Origin of the sequence: Microcoleus vaginatus HSN003 (assembly GCF_022701255.1) — a bacterium.
GTDB lineage: Bacteria > Cyanobacteriota > Cyanobacteriia > Cyanobacteriales > Microcoleaceae > Microcoleus > Microcoleus vaginatus_B.
Window position 1 is genome coordinate 4,656,510 of the sequence record NZ_CP031705.1, and the last position, 18,428, is coordinate 4,674,937.

Consider the following 18,428-nt stretch of genomic DNA (forward strand, 5'->3'; position numbering starts at 1 on the left):
ACTGGCTCAAGCGAATGGGGTAAAACTCTGGGACGATAACAGTTAATTGATTTAGTGATTCGAGCTAAAAAATAAGGGATCTATGAACCAAGAATCCCAGTCTATGAAAGAGCGGGGAGTGTCATTTGAAACAAAAAAAGTTGGCACTCTTGCAGTCGGAAACTCGCTGGATTCCCAGCAATACAGTGGAAATAGATAATCCTGAAAAAGCTCGATCGCTCCTTAAGTTAATGGATGCACTGGAAGATTTGGACGACGTGCAAAGTGTGACGGCGAATTTTGAAATGACCGATGAATTGATGTCTTTGAGTATGGTGTAACGATCTAAATCACCAGATTTTTGCCATCCGCAAGACAAATCCCGGTAACTCTGGATCGCCGCTGACTGTTTCAGGATTATCTAAGATTTCAGGTTCGCGATCCGGACGGTAGATGTAGACTTTTCTGTTTTTGCGATCGAGCAAAAAGCCGAGCGATACACCGTTGTCAATATATTCTTGCATCTTGTTTTGCAATACCTTGAGAGTGTCACTAGCAGACCGCAATTCAATCACAAAGTCGGGACAAATCGGTGCGAATGAGGCTTTTTGTTCTTCAGTTAAGGCATTCCAGCGCTCTAGTTTAATCCATGAGGCATCGGGGGAGCGGGTTGCTCCATTCGGCAAGGTAAAGCCTGCACTGGAGTCAAACGTTTCACCTGTGCCATCTTGTTCTGCCCAGTTCCCCAATTGTAGGGCAATCTTACCGTTTCGATTCCCTGTATCTGAAAAGGCGGGTGACATAATAATGACTTCCCCACTGGCAGTACGCTCAATTCTCAAATCGCGATTAACTAGACAGAATTCATAAAACTGTTCAACAGTCATCGATTGAATCGCAGGGAAATTGACCGTCAGTGGGACGCTTTCGGTTTGAATTAGCAGCGTCGTCATGGTTTTTCCTGAGTTGGTGCAGGGGTGAGAGAATACCTTGAGCTTACACTATTTTAGCTTTGCGATCGAAAGTCTTAGTCGATCGGGAAGTCGGAGGCTGGTATCCGTTTTTGGGCGGTGTCAATAATCTTTTTTCCCAGTCAGCAAATAAGTAACCATGTATCCCTTGCCCTTGATTTGAATGGCGCCGCGCTTCTGAAAAGTATATTTATCTTTTAATCTCTCGTAGGTTTCGGCGGTGACTTGAATGCAGCCGGTAATCCCGTGGGATTCCATGCGCGAAGCAATATTTACTGTGTCGCCCCAGAGGTCGTAAATAAACTTTTTTAAGCCGATGACGCCGGCAACGACAGGGCCACTGCTAATCCCGATCCGAATGCTGAAAGGTTCCAAATGTTCTAAACTGAGGAGCCGAATTTCGTGCAGCATATCGATCGCCATGTTCGCAACCGCCTCCGCGTGATCCTCTCGGGCCGTAGGCAAACCGCCGACAACCATGTAAGCGTCACCAATAGTCTTAATTTTCTCCAAACCGTGGCGATCGGCCAAGTGGTCAAAAGCCGAAAAAATATCGTTGAGCACTTCCACCACCGCCGTCGCTGAAATTCTCGACGAAAGCTCTGTAAACCCCACAATGTCGGCAAACATCACAGTCACTTCCGCAAAACTTTCGGCGATATTGTGTTCATTGTCCTTCAAACGCAGGGCGATCGCTGCCGGCAAAACGTTCAGCAGCAGTTGCTCGGATTTAGCTTGTTCGAGTTCCAACTGTAGGTAAGCAGCCTGCAACTGTTCGGCTTGGCGAATTCTTTCTCCGGCTAGCTTTTCTATTTGGGCCGTGCGGCTCAAAGATGTCAGCATATATGTCACCGGAATCAGAGTCCACAGCATCCCCATCGTCAGAGTTCCCCAAGAGCGCCAGTGCTTGCGAAGCCTGCGAATTTCCGGCGTTGCAGACACGTACATAGACCACTGGCGGCTGCTAATTTTCAGCCGCCTTCTGCAAGCTGTATAGTTCGGGCCTGGATTGTCAAGAATCGGGCAGTTTTGCATCAGGGCTCGGTCAGCAGCGGCTGATGCTGGAAGCACTTGTTGGCTCGCGGATTGGAACTGCACCGCAAATTGCTGAATTTGTCCGTTACCAGGCAGATTTTTGAGAACCGGGTTCACCGTTTGCGGTAACAGCGACGGTGCTTCTTGCTTGTCTGGAGCCTCGCTGACGAGATAAATATTGAGGTATTCGGTATTGCGTCCTTTTAAAGAGGTTTGGAAAATATCTTTGCCTCGAAATACGCCCAGAACAAATCCTTGTAGCAGTTGGCGACGGGATTCCAGGGTAGTCGGTTTACTGCTGTTTTCGTAAATCGGAACTATAGCCAAAAGACCTAGTTCCGGGGAATTGCCCTGAGTTAGGCCGATGTAGTTGGTGACAATCATTTCTCCCGTATCGCGTCCTATATCGAGCGCGGCGCGGATTTCTGGGTGGGAGGCGAGGTCAAAGCCTAATACTGTCTCGTTTCCGGCTGGTGGTTCGACGTAGAAAGCCGGGAAGTATTCGGAACGCTGGAGGGCCTTGCGGAGTTCTCCTCGCGGGCCGCGCTCTGTAATCTCAAAGCTGGGATCTGTTTCGGTTCTAGCTTTGGTTTCGTAGTTGCGCCGCTCGGAATTGCGGACGCGGGGGGCCCAAGCCAGGAGTTGCAGGCTGGGGTGGACGGATAGGGGCCGGGCGACAAACCGGGCAAAAGACGAACGCTCGACGGCGCTGAAGGCTTTCATGTAGTCGCTGAGGGCGAGAACAGTATCTAAGTCGGAGTTAAGCTGGCGTTCGATGCCGATCGAAATATCGTCAATGCGGCGGTGCATTTCGTAGTCGCGGCGCTTGTCTTCCCAGTCCCAAACCAAGGCGAATGTCAGAAGCGACAGTCCCACACCCAAACCCAGCGTCAACGCGGCTGGAATGTAGCGAGACCAGGATAAAGGTAGTTTTTTCAGCATATTTGCCTAGCGAATAAGGGCAGCAGATGAGCACACCGCTGAGTGCGATTTGTTTCCGCCTCTGAGTGCGGTTAATTCAAAACCCTGATAACTCAAGCACCGAGGGCAATTGGGAATTAAAAGTTATGTCTTGAAACTTTTAAATTAATTTCCGATCGCTCAGCAGGGGATTTCAATCCAGAATTCCGCTCCCTGTCCGGGCGCTGAGATGCACCGCAGACTTCCCTTATGTTTTTCTACCACAATCTGATGGCTGATGGATAATCCCAAGCCGGTTCCAGCTCCTACGGGCTTGGTGGTGAAGAACGGGTCAAATAGCCGCTTGCGAACCTCTTCGCTCATTCCCGGGCCACTGTCGGCGATGCAAATTACAATGCGATCGCAATCACTGAGCTGGTTTTTACTGTGGCTTTTCAAACCAGCTTTTTTCATGAGGGTGCGAATCACGATCGTCCGAGGTTCCGGTTGGTTTTCTAGAGCGTCGATCGCATTACTGATAATATTTAGAAATACCTGGTTTAACTGACCCGCACAACAGTCAATTTTGGATATTTTTCCGTACTCTTTAATGATTTCAATCCCGTTTTTTATATTTGCCTGATGCAATCTGTGCTGCAATATTAACAGTGTACTGTCAATTCCTTCATGAACGTCTACCAACTTCATTTCTGATTCATCCAGTCGCGAAAAGTTCCGCAGCGACAACACAATATTACTGATTCTTTCTACTCCTACTCTCATGGAATTTAGCATTTTTGGCAAATCTTCCTTCAGAAAATCTAACTCTAAGTCCTTAACTTTTTCAGCAATCTGAGGAACTGGGGACGGGTAGCATTGCTGGTAGAGATTCAAGAGTTCTATTAAATCGTGAAAATAGTTGTATGTGTGAGAAATATTGCCGTTAATAAAAGTGGCTGGATTGTTGATTTCGTGGGCGATGCCAGCCACCATCTGACCGAGGCTCGACATTTTTTCGGATTGAACTAATTGGATTTGAGCGTTTTGTAGTTGTTCGTAGGCTTCTTGTAATTGGGCGGCTTGTTTTCTTAATTGAGATTCGGAAGCTTGAAGTGCGGCGGCGGAAATTTTGCGGTTCGTTATATTTTCAATCATCCCTAAGTTGTAAATAGGTTTTCCTTCGCCGTCTCGAATCATAGTAGCTGTCACATTTACCCAAACAATTTTACCTGTAGCGGTAATCTGGCGGAGTTCGATTTGATAGTGAGTAATTTCTCCGCGCTCAAGAGACTCAGCAACTTGGACATTTTTTTGATAATCGTCGGGATGCCCAAGTTCTATAAATGTTTTGCTCAGCAATTCTTCGGGGGTATATCCCAGCATTTCGTAGTAAGTTTTATTGACTCGCACTAACTTGTTATCATCTAAATTAGCTAAGTAGATAGCGATGGGTGCATCTTCAAAAATTGTGCGAAACAGTTCCTCGCTGGCCCGGACTTTAGCTTCTAGGGAAAGCCTATCGGTGATGTCTTCAAACGTAGACAAAATGCCGACAACATTGCCGGAATTGTCGTGTAAAGGTATTTTATTTGTATCCAGACAGCATGGGGTGCCGTCGGCTTGCATTTTGGATTCTATGATGTGATATTCTGGGGTGTTTGTTGCCATGATGCGGCTGTCGCCGGCTCGAAAAACTTCTGTTTCTTCCGGCTTCCAGGGCATATCGAAGTCGGTGAGACCGGTGATTTCGCTGGGGTGATTGAAACCCGCGACTTTAGCAAAGTTTTTGTTACCTCCCAAGTAAACTAAATCTCGATCTTTCCAGGCGATTAACTGAGGGATATTATTAATTACCAACCACAGCATATTTTGGGATGTTTGCAAGGCTTCGGTACGTTCTAGGACGCGCTTTTCAAGTTCTTGATTGGCTTCTTGCAGGGCGATTTTTGACTCGCTGAGGGCGATTTCTGCTAGCTTGCGATCGCTGATGTCGATTGTCACCCCTTCCCACAGTATATCGCCCCCAGGTTGCGCTTCGGGGCGGGCGATGCCGCGAATCCATTTCAGTTTTCCCGATGGCGTTACAAGCCGCCCTTCATATATCCAAGGTTTTAACGTTGCGCCGGAAATTGCGATTGATTCTAAAAGGACTTTTAGGTCTTCTGGATGCACCGTTGACCACATTAAATCCGAGTTTTCTTGAACTTTTTCTGGATCTAATTCGTAGAGTTCCCAACAGCCTGAACTGACATAAATGAATTCATCGGAACCGTCGGGATGCAGCAAGTATTGATAAATCATTCCCGGCACATTGGCGGCCATTTTTTGGAATCTGGCTTCGCTTTGCCGCAGTGCTGATTCTGCAAGTTTACGATCGCTAATATCAATCAACAAGCCATCCCAAATAATGTTATCTTTTTCGCCCTGTTCTGGTCGCGAAGCCCCGCTAATCCACTTAATCCGATCGCCCGGAAAAACTAATCTACCTTCCCACCGCCAAGGCTCTAAAGTTTTAGCTGAGATAGCAACTGATTCGTGGAAGCTGGGCGCATCCTCTCGATGAATCCTTTCGATCGCGGGAATAGCTGATTTTTGGAGTACCTCTGGTTCTAATTCCCAGAGTTCGCGGCAGCCGGAACTGACGTAGGGGAATGACAAAGTACCGTCTGCTGCTAACTGAAATTGATAAATCATCCCGGGAAGGTTGGCGGCTAGTTTTTGAAACCTCGCTTCGCTTTGCCGTAGTGCTGTTTCTGCTTCTACGCGATCGGTAATATCGTAAAATGCCGATAAAATTGCTGCTTCGCCGTTAAAATTAATCGAACGCATCGACATTTTCACCCAAAACAAACTGCCGTTTGCTTTCCTAAGGCAGATTTGTTCGCTGTCGCTAAAGCCGTTTTGTTTGACTAATCCTATCAATTGACGGTGGTCATTGATATTGGCATAAAGTTCAATTTTTTTGCGCCCGATAAGTTGTTTGCAACTCAAACCTAAACTTTCTCCGAGGGCAGGATTTGCATACAAAATAACGCTGTCTTCTAGGCGCGTAATTGACATGGGAACGGGAGTCACAGTGGCGATCGCCCGCAATCTTTCTTCGCTTTCTTGCAGGGCTGTTTCGGCTGCTACTCTTTTGCTAATATCGTTCTGAACTCCGATAAAATGAGTTAATTTCCCCTCATTGTCTAGGATGGGGGAAACGATTAATTCGTTCCAAAAAGGAGTTTGGTCTTTGCGATAATTTTTGAGAACTACCTGAATTTCGGTTCCTGCTCGCAAGCTGCTGCGGAGTTTATCTAATTCGGCCTGATCGGTATCGGGGCCTTGCAAAAACCGACAGTTGCGTCCAATAACTTCTTCGGTGCTGTAACCAGTCAGTTTCTCAAAAGCAGGATTGCAGTAGATAATAGGTATGTCATGCCTGCTAGCATCCGCGATGAGGATACTGTTGCTCGAAGCTGCGATCGCCCGCTCTAGGAGAGACAGGTGGAAAGAGTCTGTTGTCATCTGTGGCAATATCCAAATTCCCAGGGAGGGGACAGAACAATAAAAAAATATAAATCGCTTGAGCCATTCTTATTGTATAATTTTATTCTTAATTTAGCCTTGTTAACAAAGCCAGCAGCCAAAAAAAGCCTGCGGCGGAGGCTAGTAATACTATTTTAGATTTTAGATTTTAGATTGGCAATGACTGATTCGAGCATGGTTTGAAGCTTGCCTACAGTTGCCTTCGGGTTTAAAAGTAGTAGAGCCGAGGCATTCGGTACTTATCCACAAAACAGAAGGTGAAAATACCGAATGCGACAACAAAACAGAAGGTGAAAATACTGATATTTTCAACTTTTTTTCTTCTTTTTCTTCCATCCGGCTCGTCAACCCTTTTAAATTGACAAGCTAAGGCAAGAACCCTGAGCCGTTTTGCTTACTTCTATCCTGGCTTGAAAAGCTTCTTTCAGGTGGGGCATATGGGTAACGGTGAGGATGCAGGCGAAGTCGGAGGCGATCGCATTAATTGCAGCAATCAGCCGATCGCACCCTTCAGCATCCTGAGTTCCGAATCCCTCATCAATAATCAACATTTGCAAAGCCGTGCCCGCCCGCTGAGACAGCAGTCTCGCCAGCGCCAGCCGAATTGCAAAATTAATCCGAAAAGCTTCACCGCCCGAGTAAGTTTCGTAGGCGCGAGTACCGCGAGCATCAGCAATTAAAATGTCTAAAGTGTCAATCAATTTAGTTGCTTTTTTAGAAGCAGCAGCCCGCTGAGTAATAAATTGAACGTGCAATTGATTCGCGCTCAATCTCGACAATATCTGATTTGTTTCAGCTTCAAGTTGCGGCAAAACATTTTCAATCATTAAAGCTTGAATGCCGTTTTTACCAAATGCTTGGCCCAACTCTTGATAAACTCGCTGCTGGCGTTTAGCAACTTGCATTTGCTCTTTTTGAGCTACTAGCTGAACTTGCAGATTTTCCAGATTTTGCTGCTGCTGCTGGAGGCGTCCGAGACTTCCCAAATGTTGGTCTAACTGCTGGCGGCGGCGACCCATTTGCTGTTCGATCGCACTTATGCGGGCTGTGGGATCAGGATGTTCTTGCAATTGCTGGTTCATCGCGGCAGTTTGAGCGCTGACAGCTTGCAAATCTCGATCGCGCACTGCGATGGAATTGGCTATTTCATTAACCCGCTGCTGCACTTGCGGGTACTGCACAGTTGCCGATCGCAATTTTTCGGCGCGGGCGATCCAAAACTGATCTCGGCGCATTTCGCTCCGCACGTGTTCGTGCTGTTCCAAATTATAGCCAACTTCCGCAATGTATCTATCTAAAGACTGAATTTGCTGCTGTATTTCCGAGCTATTTTTTTGCTGTTCTAACTGTTGCTGTACTGTGGCTAATTGAGTTTGCAAATCCGGGCGGCGAGCATTAATTTTATTCAGTTTCTGCTGAGCGTCTTTGATTTGAGCTTGCTTAATTTCCGCCCACCGCAAGCGCTTTTCATCGCTGCGGGCGAGGGAGTGACTGCGATCGCTATAATTGAGCTGTTGCAGTTGCTGTTCGATTTGCTGGAGTTCGCCCAAATCCTCGGCTGCATACTCGCCGGTGCGTAGCAACCGTTCTATTTCTGCCGCGTCTTGACGCATACTTTGCAGCCGGTTTTCGTCTTGGCCCAGGCTATCTAATTGTGCTTGTAAATGACTGCGACGTTCGCGCAATTCTTGGTAGGGCGCTAATTCCTCTTCTAGTTCGCGGTATTCATGTCTGAGGACTTGAATTTCGCGCTCGGAGACGGCCAACTGTTCGCGCACAACCCACAGTTGGTTCCAGATTTCCTGCTGTTGGGTGTGGTGTTTTGTGACTACCAAATTCCAGTAGTGTTCGTCTAAAGGTCGATCGCACAAAGGACAATTGCCAAAATTTGCATCCCGCACCATTAAAGGCGAATTCGATGGCTGGTTTTCCGCAAAATTCGAGGCTTTACCTTCACCTGCGCTGGTTTCTCCTTCATGTTTCCGCAGCAGTTGCAGTTTTTGGTCGATCTCGGCGAGTCTGGTTTGATAGTCGCGGCTTTTGGCTTGCAGGTTTCCTAGAAAGTCGTGCCTTTCTTGACCTTTTTCGCGGACTCGCTGCTGATAAACTCGCTTGTTTTCCAACTGCAAAATTTGATTGGCGATGGCCGAGATTTCCTGCTGTAATTGCGGCTGTCGCTTCTGCTGCTGAACTTGCACCTGTCGGTTGATTTCGTCTAAGCGGGCGGTTAAACCGGCGCGGGCGCGATCGAGCTTTTGCTGCTTTTGCTGCTGCTGTTGTAGCAGCGGCGAAACTTGCAGTTGCAGTTGCTCTAGTTCGTTGAGGCGCGATCGAACTGCGTGCAACTGTGCGAGTCCTTTATCAACATCCGGCTGCTGTTTGAGAATTTCCAGAACATCTTTTTCATCTTGTTCTAAAACTTCTAATTGAGCTTGCAACTGCTGAATTTTGCTTTGCAAAAAGCTCAGTTCTTGCCGTTGCTGTTCTTGCAATTGCTGACGCTGATTTTGGGCTTGTTGATTGGCCTTAAATTTGCCCGCCATAGTCTCTTCTGTGGCTTGCAAGCTTTGGAAATACGCGATGCCTGCTGTTATTTCCTTTTCTTGCTCTAGGAGGGCTTGTAGCTCATTTTGCTGCTGTTTCGCTGCGCTGAGTTCTTGCTGCAAGCGGCGGCATTCTTGAGTGATATTGTAGTGCTGTTGCTGGTGGCCGGCGAGGAGTTTTTGCCAAGTTTGCCGGTTGTGGTGCTGGAGTTGCAGTTGCTGCAACTCGGTTGTGTCGGCTTGCTGCTGCTGCTGAAGCAAATCGGTTGCTTGCTGCAATTGAGTTTGTTCGGCGGCGATCGTCTCTTTTTGTTGCAGTTGCTCTTGTACGGTTTGCAAACTCTGTTTGAGCACTTCGACTTGAGCTTTAAATTGTTTGGACGTATCTTTGGCTTGTTCGGATAAAGTATCGTAGGAGTCGAGTTTGAGCAGGTTGGCTAAAACTTGTTTGCGTTCGATCGGCTTTTTGAGCATAAATTCATCAGCTCGCCCCTGCCGCAAATACGCCGAGTTGATGAAAGTATCGTAATCTAGTTTGATGTGTTCGAGGATTTTTTGCTGAGTTGTTCTCAGGCCTTTGTCTGTAAGCGTGCGAAAATTGAGTTTTTCCTCAGTCACTGCAGAATTCAAGCTGACTTGAAATTCCACACTTCCCGATTGTCCGCGCCGGCGGTTGCGAATCACCCGGTAGATTTGGCCGCCGGTGGAGAAAGTGAAATCAACGCGCACATCTGTTTCGCCAATGTGGATGATATTGTCTTCCGTATCGCTGCGGCAACAGCCCCAAAGTGCCCAGCATATGGCTTCTAAGAGGGAGGATTTGCCAGCACCGTTAGGCCCGCAAATGCAAGCGGTGTGCAAGCCGCGAAAGTCTAAAGCAGCTTCGCGATAGCTGAGAAAATTTTTGAGTGTAAGTTGTATAGGAATCATTTAGGCCATCGCGCCATACAATCTATCTATAAATAACACTATTTGTACGCTGTTGCCTAGTTATTCAATCCAGATCCAGAACAATTGTCAGTGCTTCTGCAATTTCTTCCATAATTGTCTCGGACAGGGTTCCGAGTTGTCGGACAAATCTTTGTTGCGAGACGGAACGGACTTGAAAAGTATCGGCGGCGGAGACTTTAGCCAAGCCATTTTCTGATGTCGGTTCGAGCTGTACCATCCAATCAAGCGGGGAAAAAAGATCGTTCCATGCTGTAATTGGAACAATTACTTTGAGGCGCAAATTTCCCACTTCATCATCGCTGACAACCACAACAGGTCTAGTTTTGCCAATTTCATCTCCCACCGTTGGATCTAGTCTGACCACCCAAATTTCGCCCTTACGCATTAGTTTCTACCCCTGCGTTGAGGTATTCTTCCTCTGAATCGAAATACGGTTCGCTGTCGGGCGACCACAAATCGTGCAGCGGCCCTCCTGGTTCATACAAAGGAACCGCTGCTTCTGCTGCGGCTCTGAGTCTCCGCTTTCTCTCAACTTTGCGCTGGGCTTTTTCTTCTATTTCTTCGCGCATCATCCGCGAAGCTGTTTCGATGATTTCTAGGCGTTCTTCTGCTGTGAGATTTTTGAGTGCTGCTAAGATTTCTGTTTTGGTCATGGTTTTTTCGGGGGGGGGTGGTGAGAAAGTGCGATCGATCCCATATCTTGCACCATTTTCAAGAACAGGCTTTCCGGCCTGTTCCACAAAGAGTGAATTTGATTGTGGGATGGGCATCCTGCCCGTCCATAAAAAGCTTATTGAAAATGGTGCAAGATATAAGATCGATCCAACCATCATTATATCTTTCACAAAAATCAATCTCGGCGCTCTCTGCTTGTGGCGTACCCTACATCGATCGCATAGGCAGATTTTCCATCATCAAAAAGGGTTGACTGTATTCCTACAGCCAACCCCGCGCCTATTTATTTGTCCTGCGTTTGCTCAAACAGCAACACTACCGGGCCATATTCGGGAACGTATAGCCGACACCGACTAACAATCCCACGTCAGCTCCGTCAACAAAACCAATATTCAATCCCGCTGTTGCGGTTAAATTTCTCGTCAGCGGCACATCTACACCCCCCGAAATCAGGAAGCCAAAATTACCGTCATCTCCGGTAGTAACTATCACGCCAGCACCTGCATAGGGAGCAGCACTAATCACAAAATCCTCGCTGACTTCGACGGTCTCTTGAGATACAAAATCGAAGGTAACGGGAACTACAAGAGTTAAGTTTTCGCGGAACAAAACAGTCGGTCTCACCGACAAATTGTTCGTCAGACCGATTTTGCTAATAATCGCAAATGAACCGTCGCCTAAGGCTGAATCTCCGCCAAAACCTACATTGCCGCCAATGCCGACGTAGCTGGGCCCAGAACGAGTAGCTCGGCCTGGTCGGATTTGAGTTCCTTGAGCCACTTTTTCAGTTGGTTCTGAGGCAGTTTCAGTTGGTTCTGAGGCAGTTGCGGGTTTTTGGGCAACTTTCGGTTGGTTTGTCAAAGCTGAGGCGGAAGTGCTGACAGGATTGCTCAACAATTCTTCTGCTGTTTTGACTTCTTGTTCTTCCTTCGTTGCTGTTACTTCAAGATTATTGTTCTCGGCAACAATTGAGGTAGGTCGATCGCTCTTTTTGGCAGTCTCGACTGTTGACTCCACTTTGACGCTATTATCAGCAATTTTAGCGGTTTCTTCCGAATTTTCAGTCTCAGCAGCAATGGAGGTATTTTGCGCTGTTTCTGTCTCAGCAATTTCCGATGTTGCTGCTTCTGATTTTTCTGGTGCAGCAATAGATACTTGCAAGTTGGCTGCCGGTTCGGAGGCTGCTGGCTCTGCCGATTCTGTTAGTTCGCTCCAACTGATAGAATCAATTTTTTTATTACTAGCCGTTGTTTCTGCGTCGGGTTTAACTGCTGAAGTTGCCGCCGGCTCAGAAGTTTGGTCAATATTTTGAGCTGCGATTGTTGCAGTTGTACCGATATCGGGCAAGTTGCCAGTTTCAGCTTTCGCTGACATGGGACTGCAACAAACAGCTAAAGCAGCAAGATTTATTAACGCGAAAGTAGACTTGGAAAATAGACTATTCATAGAAACTCCTCAATGAACCGTGTGTTAAAAGTGTAAGTGTTTGAGGGCGACCGTTGAGAGCTTTGCCAAAAAAAGACACAAATCGGAGTTGTGTTGTTCCTAGATTGGCACTCAACCGTTGAAGAGTCAACTCTCAAGCTGATTAGATTTAAGAACTGACGGCCGGTTTAGAGGCTAATTTAAATTTACCTATCCATCGGCTAAAAATCAATCCTAGGGATGATTTCACCCTGGCTCCTGTTTAATTGAGGGGTTGATCGCGCGCCTCGCTTGCATTCTACAATACTGTACTTGGGGGCACTGCACTCGCAGCCACGCCGAAAAAATCCGGTTTTTGAGGACGCACCAGCTCGCAACCAAGAGACAACAAGCTTTCAAAACAGTTTTGGCCGCCCCGCCGTCCAAAGCAAGTGCAGTTAAAACAAGGCGATCGGCTGCTGCACAGTCTCGGACAAGTAATGTAGAATAATAGCACCGATCCGAGCAATATTTATGACTCGATCCTGTCAATATTCCTGAATATTATGAAAATTGTGTAAAATTTAGTGTTCTATTTGTAAAATTTAGCCTTCGCTTTCGCTCAGGGTCTGACCATCTAACAACAGCACGCAACTAAACAAGTAAAAAAATACAAATTATCTGATATCAACCTGACTTTATGAGCAAAGTTCTAGTCATATTAGGCGAATTGAGCGATCGCGACATCGATTGGATGCTCGCCAACGGCACCCGCACCCAAATCCTCCCCGGCACAACCCTGATCACCGAAGGTAAGCCCTTAGACGCGCTGTACATAGTTCTGGATGGAACTTTGAGCGTTGCTGTATCATCTTTGGGCGATAAAGAAATTGGAAAAATTATTTCCGGCGAAGTTCTGGGCGAAATGTCTTTTGTAGACGGGAGGCTTCCTTCTGCTAGCGTCACGGCAATTGAAGAGTGCCTCATCCTATCAATTCCGAGGCGGCTGCTAACTGAAAAACTAGAGCAAGACGTGCTTTTTTCCCTGCGGTTTTATCGGGCGATTACCAAATTTCTGTCGTCGAGACTGCGGGGTACAGTCCAGCGCTTCGGCGATGATAGTGAGGGTTTAATATATCAAGAACCCGACGACGAGGGCGCTATCCCGGAAAATGTCGAAAATCCCGATTTGGCTGAATCGAGATTTCAATGGCTGTTGCAGCGTTTGAAGGGGAGTTGAAGGAAGAAGGAAGAGGGAAGAGGGAAGAAGGAAGAGGGAAGAAGGAAGAGGGAAGAAGAGAAAAGAACACCTATTTTCACTTTCCAATTTCCAATTCCCAATTACAATTAGAAAACATATTTTTCAGCGACGCGCCAATAGCGGGAAAAACGCTTCAAATCAATGTAACCCTCGTAGCGGACAAAGGCTTCGGGTGGCAAAACTTCTACTGGGTGCGAGATATTAATTTCCCGGCAAATATCCTGAAACCGAGGACTGGGACTTTCCGCAGTCACCACTTGATTCGCGCCGGATTCGATCGCAAAAGCGATAACTTCCGCAGCCACATCGCCCCGCCGAATAACTACCGGCAACTCCAGCAAACATTCGTAAATAAACACAATTCGTTTGAGACTCAACTGCCATTCATCAATGAGGGCATCATCCCAAACCCAGATGGCCGGTGCCTCTGGGTGCGCTTGAAAAGCGGGGCCTCCAGGACTCAAACAGTCGCCGTGCAGCCAAATAATCGGATTGTTCATAAATTAGTAATTGTTGACTGTTGACTGTTGACTGTTGACTGTTGACTGTTGACTGTTAATTTATGACAACTGATAACTGCCTACTGACAACTGACTTTTTAATTTGTGCGACCTTTTTTAGGGCGATCCCAACTTTTAGAACCGCCGCTACGATCGACCTTTTCTCCCTGAGGAAACAACTGCCCTTCCAAATATTCGTAAGTTCCCTCAAAATCGCATTGCCCATAAAGAGGACAATCGCGACAATAAACCGCCTTAGTGTAACGCTCCAAATTTTCCCGATTAAAAAAATAAGGTTTGTGACTAAAAGTGCTGGCTACCCACTGCCAAGAAAGATTATTGCTCGCCGGATCTCCATCTAGCAAATGTTGCAAAAACCAGCGAGCTCCGGCTTGCCAGCGCACGTGGCGCCAGTGTACGAGATAAGCGGCAGTCCACATCCGCTGATGGTTGTGCAAATAACCAGTTTCTCGCAACTCGCGGCTGAAACTGTCGATGCAAAACAAACCAGTCGTGCCCTCGATGACATCCTCCGGCAGAGTTTCGCTGTAATATGAGGCAGTGTAACCAGTTTTGTAGGGTTCCCGGTCTTGCCAAATCCCGTTGCCCAATTCGGCATACAGTCGCTGCCAATAATCCCGCCAACCCAACTCGTTGACGAGTTTTACGGCCTCTTCTCGATGCCGCACCTTCTCCAGCACGGCATCCCGGACTTCCGCAAGACTCAAAACTCCGTAGCGCAAATAGGGCGACAAGCGCGTTATCGCACCGTTGAGGAAATTGCGGGTTGAGGCGTACTTGCCGGGATCGACTTGTTGCAGGGCTGTCTCGGCTGCTTTCCGCCCGCCTGGGGTTGGGGGTACGCTGCTGTCCCGGGCGGCGGCTTCGGGGAACTGTTCACGCACGTAGGCAATTAATTCGTCGCGGTTGGCAAATTCCCGCTTCATGTCCTGACTCATTGTTTTTTCAAGCGCCTGCTATTCTTTCCTCATGTTAAAGCTATTCGATCGGGCGTGCGGGTCGATCGCCCTGAATTGCCCTTCACTCCTGGTAACTCACATCTTGCACCATTGTCAGCAACAGGCAAGATGCCTGTTCCACAAAAGATAAATTTTCTTGTGGAACAGGCCGGAAAGCCTGTTCCTAAAAGGCTAATTGAGAATGGTGCAATATCTCAGTGGTAACGTACAGTTTGCCCCAGCAGCAATCGATCGTCGGTTCGCAGCCAAAATTACCATCAAAGTGAATACACTTTAATCGTAAATATGCTCTGCTGCTTTTATAGTAGTTTCTAGCAAAGTACATCTATCCCTCGATTCACAGAAATTTGATAGAAATTTGATAGAAACCTGAAACCCTTACAGAACCTTGAAAAATCAATATGTACGCTAAAACACCAGCCCTACCAGAGACGATTACTGTTCAGTCCGATAAAGGTAGCCTTCGGTTACAATTCAGCACTAAGTACAATCCCATTTTTGGCGGGAAGCGGAAGCATCAGGGTTTAGGGATGAAAGACACACCCGAGAACTGGCAAAAAGCAGTTGCGATTGCTTACCGGATTGAAGGTGACTTGCAGCACCCAGACTGGCAACAGTTGTTTGACCCCAGTTTTGCTAAGTACGGTTTAAAAACCAAGTACACCGCTGAATTGAAATTAGCAGCACCAATACCTGAGCCTGAACCTGAGATGACAGTAGGGGCAATGTGGGAGGATTACTTGATTTGGAAACAACCACAATTGCAGCCGACTACGTTTGAGACTATTTTTCGCGGAACTTACACCAACATCATCAAAGGATTGCACTGGGATTATTCCCGACATGAATTTATTGACAATGGAAGTGAAATATATAGCCTCTTGCTTTCAGACAGCAATCTAGAGCAACGGATTACTCAACAAACTGCAAGTGTTAGAAATAAAGTACGGGTTCAAGCCGAACTTTCTCAAGCTTTTGCCAGATTACAATCTATGGGTAAAACAAAGCTTACTGTTAACCCGTTTGTGACTATCGGTGGAAATACAGAAAATAAAAATGATAAGTACAAACCAACTATTAACGCAGCAGGAGAAGTTAAAGAATGGTGGGAGACTGATAATACTGACATTGATTCTAATGAAAGCGACCGTCGCGCTTTTACTAAGGAAGAGCGAGATACTATTATCAAGGCATTCTATGAGTCTTCAAGTCGGAGACATCGCCAAGCTGCGCCGTTAGTTGAATTTCTGTTTTTAACTGGATGTCGTAGTGGTGAGGCTTTCGCAATGCGATGGCAAGATGTATTTATTGGACGTGACAAAAACTATGTCAGATTTAGTAAGTCTTATAACGGACGATTGAAAAACACTCAAGTTACTAAAACGGGTGAGGTGCGACTGTTCAAAATTTACCCTAAGCTTAACGATTTGTTGAATCGGATTAAGCCTATTAACGCTAAATACACTGATTTAGTTTTTGTTAATACACAAGGTAATTCTTACAACACGAATACTTTTGGTGACTTATGGCAAGAGGCCCGTTGCGGTGCAAAAGATAAAGTTTATCGCTATCCCGGCATAGTTACACAACTTGCAGAATCTGGCGCAATCAGTTGCTACCTCAGTCCTTATCATACCCGCCATACGTTCATTACCCTTATGGCAGAGGCTGGCACAGACTTACTTTTGTTAGCTACTGCTTGCGGTAACAGCGTTGAGATAATACAACGACATTATTTAGGGGTTAATACAGAAGCAAACTTCCCAGATATCTAACCTGTTTTTACCTGTAGAGAGTGTTAAAGTAAGTACACTCAGGGATAGATATAATACCAAAATCTTATGGAAACTTTTCCGGCGGACGCTCAAGCGATCGCCAGCTTAGCTAACGGACAGCAGCAAGGTACAAAACAACTGGAAAACAGCGAAATTCCAGAGTTCGATCGAGCCATGATGCGCCGCTGCATAGAATTGGCTCGCCGCGCTCTCGGCAAAACCGCACCCAACCCCCTTGTCGGTTCTGTAATTGTCCGAGACGGCAAGATTGTCGGCGAAGGGTTTCATCCCGGTGCCGGTCAACCTCACGCCGAAGTTTTTGCGCTCCGGGAAGCGGGGGAACTCGCCGAAGGAGCGACCGTCTACGTCAACCTGGAACCCTGCAACCACTACGGGCGGACTCCTCCCTGTTCCGAAGCTTTAGTTAAGGCCAAGGTGGCAAAAGTAGTGGCTGGCATGGTCGATCCGAATCCTTTGGTAGCTGGAACTGGGCTGGCTCGGTTGCGAGAGGCTGGCATTGAAGTGGTGGCGGGAGTGGAAGGGGAAGCTTGCCAAAAACTCAACGAAGCTTTTGTGCACCGGATTTTGTACCGCCGGCCTTTTGGAATTTTGAAATATGCAATGACTTTGGACGGTAAAATTGCTACCAGTAGCGGCCACAGCGCTTGGGTGACAGGCGAGGAGGCTCGGAGCGAGGTACACCGGGTGCGCGTCGGCTGCGATGCTGTGATTGTTGGGGGAAATACGGTGCGTCTGGACAATCCTCGACTGACAAGTCACCAGCCTGATAGGAATAATCCCCTGCGGGTGGTGATGAGTCGCACTTTGGATTTGCCGAAGTCGGCTTGGTTGTGGGAAACCTCTGTGGCGGCTACTTTGGTGCTGACTGAGCCTGGGGTTAACCGCGAATTTCAGGAATTTTTGATCGCAAAAGGGGTGGAAGTTGTGGAATTGTCGCCGCTGACGCCGACTAATGTTATGGGTTATTTGTACGATCGATCTTTTCTTTCTGTACTCTGGGAATGTGGCGGCACTTTGGCGGCCGAGGCAATTGCTGAGGGTGCAGTTCAAAAAATTATGGCTTTTATTGCTCCTAAAATTGTCGGTGGTCAAGGAGCTCCAACTCCTGTAGGAGATTTGGGGTTTTCCGCAATGACTGATGCTTTGACTTTAGAGCGGGTTTCTTGGCGCGCAGTGGGTGCAGATTGTCTAGTGGAAGGCTATTTGAAAATTAAAGATTGAAAGTTAAAAGCGACTCTTTTTAGTTTTGGATTTTTAACTTTTTTTATGGTTGAAATTCTGATTTGGAGTTTGATGGTTGGCAGTCTCGGCTTGGAGGCGACGCTCGCGGGTGTATTGGTGAGCCGCGAGCAATTGGCTGCGTGGCAAAAATACAATGAGGAGGAGGAAGTTTTGACTCGGTACGAATCTCAAGAGGATAATTTTAATGCGCCTGAAAATGCGCCCTCCAATGGCAATCCCAAACCCGCTCCTAATGCTGTTGATTTGACGGTTTGGGAGTACAAGATTGTGCGGGCTAGCAACGATTTGTTTCGCAATCCTGCGATTTTTCACAAGCTATGCCGGGAAGAGGCGGAAGTTGGCTGGATTTTGCTCGAAAAGCTCGATGACAGGCGGGTGCGGTTCAAACGTCCGATCGCGCTCCGGGACGCCCCGAGGCCAAATTTACCGCCGTTTGACCCTTACCGCACTCATTACGGCCCGATCTCGAATGCGATGAGTTGGGCTGCCGCGATCGTGTTTCTGAGTGCGATCGTGCTTCCTGCTGTTTTGGGCTATGCTTTGGTGTCTACTACTCTCACCCGAAGTCGCTCTAATTGGCCTCCGGCACCTGTTCAATCTTTGCCCTCTCCTAGGGGGTAAGAAACTAATAAGTGAAAGATCGGCCCAATGGAAGAGGGA

At 47.2% G+C, this 18,428-nt stretch carries 13 protein-coding genes and 1 pseudogene; 5 read left to right on the forward strand and 9 right to left on the reverse strand.

Annotation, left to right across the window (positions count from 1 at the left end; translation table 11 throughout):
• Positions 1–152: 152 nt before the first annotated feature.
• Positions 153–320: pseudogene (locus D0A37_RS20175) on the forward strand (YebC/PmpR family DNA-binding transcriptional regulator); the annotation flags it as partial.
• Positions 321–329: 9 nt separating this feature from the next.
• Here D0A37_RS20175 and D0A37_RS20180 read toward each other — a convergent pair.
• From D0A37_RS20180 to D0A37_RS20210, 7 genes are all read right to left on the reverse strand, one after another.
• On the reverse strand, positions 330–932 hold the full coding sequence (locus tag D0A37_RS20180; protein ID WP_242716985.1) for a Uma2 family endonuclease: 603 nt from the start codon (positions 930–932) through the stop codon (positions 330–332).
• A 120-nt stretch (positions 933–1,052) separates the two neighbouring features.
• Positions 1,053–2,927: an adenylate/guanylate cyclase domain-containing protein gene (locus tag D0A37_RS20185; protein ID WP_242716987.1), complete on the reverse strand. Its 1,875-nt coding sequence runs from the start codon at positions 2,925–2,927 to the stop codon at positions 1,053–1,055.
• 159 nt (positions 2,928–3,086) lie between these two features.
• Entirely contained in the window at positions 3,087–6,395 is a 3,309-nt protein-coding gene (locus D0A37_RS20190) for a PAS domain-containing sensor histidine kinase (RefSeq protein WP_242716989.1), read from the reverse strand.
• Between the two features lie 374 nt (positions 6,396–6,769).
• A complete protein-coding gene (locus tag D0A37_RS20195; RefSeq protein WP_242716991.1) occupies positions 6,770–9,889 on the reverse strand; it encodes an AAA family ATPase in 3,120 nt (1,039 codons plus the stop codon).
• A 64-nt stretch (positions 9,890–9,953) separates the two neighbouring features.
• Positions 9,954–10,295: a type II toxin-antitoxin system PemK/MazF family toxin gene (locus D0A37_RS20200; protein WP_242716994.1), complete on the reverse strand. Its 342-nt coding sequence runs from the start codon at positions 10,293–10,295 to the stop codon at positions 9,954–9,956.
• The gene (locus tag D0A37_RS20205) at positions 10,288–10,680 is read right to left on the reverse strand and encodes a hypothetical protein (RefSeq protein ID WP_242716995.1); all 393 of its coding nucleotides are present in this window, start codon (positions 10,678–10,680) and stop codon (positions 10,288–10,290) included. Before D0A37_RS20205 ends, D0A37_RS20200 begins: the two co-directional genes overlap by 8 nt.
• A gap of 220 nt (positions 10,681–10,900) precedes the next feature.
• Entirely contained in the window at positions 10,901–12,031 is a 1,131-nt protein-coding gene (locus D0A37_RS20210) for an outer membrane protein (protein ID WP_242716997.1), read from the reverse strand.
• Positions 12,032–12,689: 658 nt separating this feature from the next.
• Here D0A37_RS20210 and D0A37_RS20215 point away from each other — a divergent pair.
• Positions 12,690–13,229, forward strand: coding sequence for a cyclic nucleotide-binding domain-containing protein (locus D0A37_RS20215; RefSeq protein WP_242716999.1), 540 nt, complete (start codon positions 12,690–12,692; stop codon positions 13,227–13,229).
• Positions 13,230–13,336: 107 nt separating this feature from the next.
• Here D0A37_RS20215 and D0A37_RS20220 read toward each other — a convergent pair whose 3' ends face one another.
• Both D0A37_RS20220 and D0A37_RS20225 read right to left on the reverse strand, forming a co-directional pair.
• Entirely contained in the window at positions 13,337–13,750 is a 414-nt protein-coding gene (locus D0A37_RS20220) for a hypothetical protein (protein WP_242717002.1), read from the reverse strand.
• A 98-nt stretch (positions 13,751–13,848) separates the two neighbouring features.
• Complete coding sequence (locus tag D0A37_RS20225; RefSeq protein ID WP_242717003.1) at positions 13,849–14,709, reverse strand: FAD-binding domain-containing protein; 861 nt, start codon at positions 14,707–14,709, stop codon at positions 13,849–13,851.
• A 551-nt stretch (positions 14,710–15,260) separates the two neighbouring features.
• Between D0A37_RS20225 and D0A37_RS20230 the strand changes: the two genes are divergently transcribed.
• The 3 genes from D0A37_RS20230 (at position 15,261) to D0A37_RS20240 (ending at position 18,389) form a co-directional block, all read left to right on the forward strand.
• Complete coding sequence (locus D0A37_RS20230; protein WP_242717005.1) at positions 15,261–16,505, forward strand: tyrosine-type recombinase/integrase; 1,245 nt, start codon at positions 15,261–15,263, stop codon at positions 16,503–16,505.
• Between the two features lie 66 nt (positions 16,506–16,571).
• A complete protein-coding gene (ribD, locus tag D0A37_RS20235) occupies positions 16,572–17,747 on the forward strand; it encodes a bifunctional diaminohydroxyphosphoribosylaminopyrimidine deaminase/5-amino-6-(5-phosphoribosylamino)uracil reductase RibD (protein WP_242717007.1) in 1,176 nt (391 codons plus the stop codon).
• A gap of 45 nt (positions 17,748–17,792) precedes the next feature.
• On the forward strand, positions 17,793–18,389 hold the full coding sequence (locus D0A37_RS20240; RefSeq protein WP_242717009.1) for a hypothetical protein: 597 nt from the start codon (positions 17,793–17,795) through the stop codon (positions 18,387–18,389).
• The last annotated feature ends 39 nt before the right edge of the window (positions 18,390–18,428 follow it).